The organism is Muriicola sp., from assembly GCF_041567615.1.
Lineage (GTDB): Bacteria > Bacteroidota > Bacteroidia > Flavobacteriales > Flavobacteriaceae > Muriicola.
The window spans coordinates 1-3,397 of the sequence record NZ_JBFGBM010000236.1 but is presented as its reverse complement, the minus strand read 5'-3'; the positions used below and the strand labels follow the sequence as shown (position 1 = coordinate 3,397).

General features: G+C 49.1%; 2 protein-coding genes. One reads left to right on the top strand and one right to left on the bottom strand.

What is annotated here, in order from left to right; genetic code table 11:
• A partial coding sequence (locus ABYP73_RS12425; protein WP_372974543.1) for a M14 metallopeptidase family protein occupies positions 1-1,471 on the bottom strand: 1,471 nt, incomplete at its 3' end.
• A gap of 215 nt (positions 1,472-1,686) precedes the next feature.
• Between ABYP73_RS12425 and bshC the strand changes: the two genes are divergently transcribed.
• Positions 1,687-3,291 (top strand): bacillithiol biosynthesis cysteine-adding enzyme BshC, encoded by a 1,605-nt coding sequence (bshC, locus tag ABYP73_RS12420; RefSeq protein WP_372974542.1) that lies wholly within the window; start codon positions 1,687-1,689, stop codon positions 3,289-3,291.
• The last annotated feature ends 106 nt before the right edge of the window (positions 3,292-3,397 follow it).

Genomic DNA, 3,397 nt, shown 5'->3' with positions numbered 1-3,397 from the left:
CCGTTACGTAGGCATAGGAGTCTCTTGGCGGGGTGGGGAAGGAGGTTGATCTCATCTCACCGGATGTCCTGACAGGGGTAGTGGATGCCAGGGCATCGAGGCCGTAAGCATAGGGTAGGGACCAGGCCGTGATGTCATAGGTGAGGGAATCGCTCAGGCGGGCATCGGGCTCAAACAATACTTTCACAAGTGTTCCTTTGGTCTGATCCGTGGAGACGATCAGGCTTTCCGATCCGGTTTGCACAGTTCCGTTTCTTCCGGTAGCATACACAAATCCCTTGGCCTGAGCTGCCGTTCCCCAGCCATACCGGATCCCGTGCTGATCCAGCAGTTGGGTCAGGGCCCTTTTATGGTCGGTATTCCCATTCAGGACGTAACTTTTGTATGTGAAATTCTTGTTTTGATAGAACTTCCTGAACTCCTCATTTAGGGTGGTGTGATTTTGAGCAGCCACCTCCACAGTGGAGATGCCCGTGGTAAAATGGTGGGCGATCCGGTCTTTCAGGGTCAGGGTATCCCCTGTACTCGTAATAACCCCCAAACCCGCTCGGCCGCTGCCACCCTGCTCATAGGTCATGCCAATAGCCCCGTTGTATGTGGGATAGGTATCTCCGTAGCTGGGGTAAAAGAGGTCGAACCGCTCCTTGGTAAAATAAAACCATCCGTTCGCATCGAAATACCTGGCGTGGTTCCTGCCCAGTGTCTCCTGGAAAGATCGCTGGAACGGGGTGATCACTTCGTGGAAGGGTTCAGCCGAGGGGGCGAAGAAATAAGGATTATCCACCCCCTGTTCGTGAAAGTCTACATGAATATGAGGCATCCATTGATTGTACATTTTCAGTCGCTGCCTGCTCTCCACCTGGGTCAGCCATGCCCAGTCCCTGTTGAGGTCGAACATATAGTGGTTGGCCCTGCCGCTCAACCAGCCCTCATGGTGTTCCTTGCTGTCCGGATTTACCTGGTGAGGCGTATTTTTGAAGGAATTGTACCAGTTCACATAACGGTCGCGCCCGTCAGGGTTGATACAGGGGTCGATGATCACCACGGTGTTCTCCAGGTAGTCGCGTTTTTCAGTGAGGAGTGTATAAATAGTCTGCATGGAGGCCTCGGTACTCACGCTCTCATTCCCGTGTACATTGTAACTCAACCAGACGATGGCTTTATCGGCTTTCCCCCTTCCTGAGGTGCTTTCCAGCTGTGCCTGCCTGATGGATTCCAGATTGCGCATGTTCTCGGCAGAGCTCACATAGGCCAATAAAAGGGGCCTCCTCTCGTTCGTTTTTCCGTATTCCTGCAGCTTTACACGGTCCGGAGCAGCCGAGGCCAGATAACGGTAGTAATCCACAACCTGGTGGTGACGTGTGAACTCAGTACCGAGTTCATATCCCAAAAATTCGGATGGGGATTGAATACTTTGTGCCAACACTTGAAAAGAGGTGATCAGCAGGAACAGAGGAAGTATTTTTTTCATAATATTTTACTGAGGTAAAGGTTCCAAATCTAAGGATAAAATCCATAAATCATTACGATTTCAGAGACGTTATTCTGCGGGCGACCACAATTAGATAAACTGGTGGATTGATTAGATATTCTCCTTTTTACAAGGCATAAAATTCTTCAACTTAACTTATTTTTGGGAAACCGCTAAAGCCAGAACCCTATCTTTGGAGGCGATAACGATCCCATATGCATTCAGCAGGAATTCCGTTCAGAGAAACAGGCTATTTTTCAGAGATCATCTGTGATTATCTGGACCAGGCACCGGTTCTGAAGGAGTTTTATCGTCGGTATCCCTCTATTGTTTCCTTTGGGGCACAGATCAAGGAAAAAAAGGCTTCTTTTCCACCGGAACATCGAAAGGTCCTGGTAGAGGCACTTCATCGGCAGTACGACCACCTGGAACCTTCTTCTGATGTTCGGTCCAATATCGAATTCCTCGGGAAAGGGAATACGTTCACTGTAGTCACAGGCCACCAGCTCAACATCTTTACGGGTCCCCTTTATTTTTTGTACAAGATCATCAGCACGATCAAACTCACCGAAGAACTAGGGAAGAAGTACCCGGAGAACCATTTCGTGCCGGTGTACTGGATGGCGACTGAAGACCACGATTTTGAGGAGATCAACTACTTTAATTTCAGGGGGAAGAAGTTGCAGTGGAACAGGAATTCTTCCGGGCCTGTGGGCCGACTTTCAACGGAAGGACTCGAGGCAGTGCTGGAACTGTTTTCTATGGAAATGGGGCAGGGAAAATACGCCGCAGAACTCCAGGATCTCTTTTCAAAAGCCTATTTGGGCCAGGAAGACCTGACCCGGGCCACCCGGTGTCTGGTCAATGAGCTCTTTGGGCATTACGGCCTCGTCATTGTTGACGGGGACGATCCCTTTCTGAAGCGAAGCCTTTCACCCTACATCAAAAAAGACCTTTACGAGAATATTTCCTACCGACGGGTGGTCGAGACCATGGAGGCTTTGTCAAAAGCTTCCCCTGCCTATACCATACAGGTAAACCCCAGGGAGATCAACTATTTCTATATCCTCGATGATCTCCGCGAACGCCTGATCGAGAAAGAAGGCAAATATTATGTCAACAATACTGACCTGGTGTTTAGCAGGGAAGAGATCGAAGCAGAATTAGAAGCGCACCCTGAACGGTTTTCCCCCAATGTGATCACCAGGCCTCTGTATCAGGAGGTGGTCCTGCCCAATCTCTGTTATATTGGGGGGGGAGGCGAACTGGCTTACTGGCTGGAACTTAAGTCCACATTTGATGCAGCAGACGTTCCTTTCCCGGCATTGCTACTCAGAAATTCCGCCCTGCTCATCACCCCAAAACAGGAGAAAAAGATCAGGAAAATGAACCTTCATGTCCGGGATCTTTTTCTGGATCAGAATCGATTGATCAACAAGAAGATACGAGAGATATCCAATATCGACATCGATTTCAGTCCACAGCGGGAACATTTAAAGCAGCAGTTCGAGGCCCTGTACGACCTGGCCGAAAAAACCGATAAGTCCTTCCTCGGAGCAGTGAAAGCTCAGGAGGTCAAGCAACTCAAAGGGCTGGATACGCTAGAGAAACGACTGTTAAAGGCCCAGAAGCGCAAACTGGTGGATCAGGTGGAACGAATGACGGAGATCCAAAATGAGTTGTTCCCCAACGGCTCCCTGCAGGAGAGGTTTGTCAACTTTTCGGAGCTTTACCTCGAGATGGGCAAAGGACTTATCCCTTTTCTGATTGATTCCATGGAGCCGTTCTCATCCGACTTTTATGTACTTCAGACCCCTTAGAAGGGTTTGCATTTCGGTCAGAACCCGTATATTTTCAACCTATAAATGCACCGTATGCACAATATCGACATAGATTTGGTGGAAATGACCCTGGATGTCATGAAAT

Bases quoted from the DNA above. Each gene is read 5' to 3' on its own strand.
- bshC (WP_372974542.1), top strand. From the start codon at position 1,687: ATGCATTCAGCAGGAATTCCGTTCAGAGAAACAGGCTATTTTTCAGAG.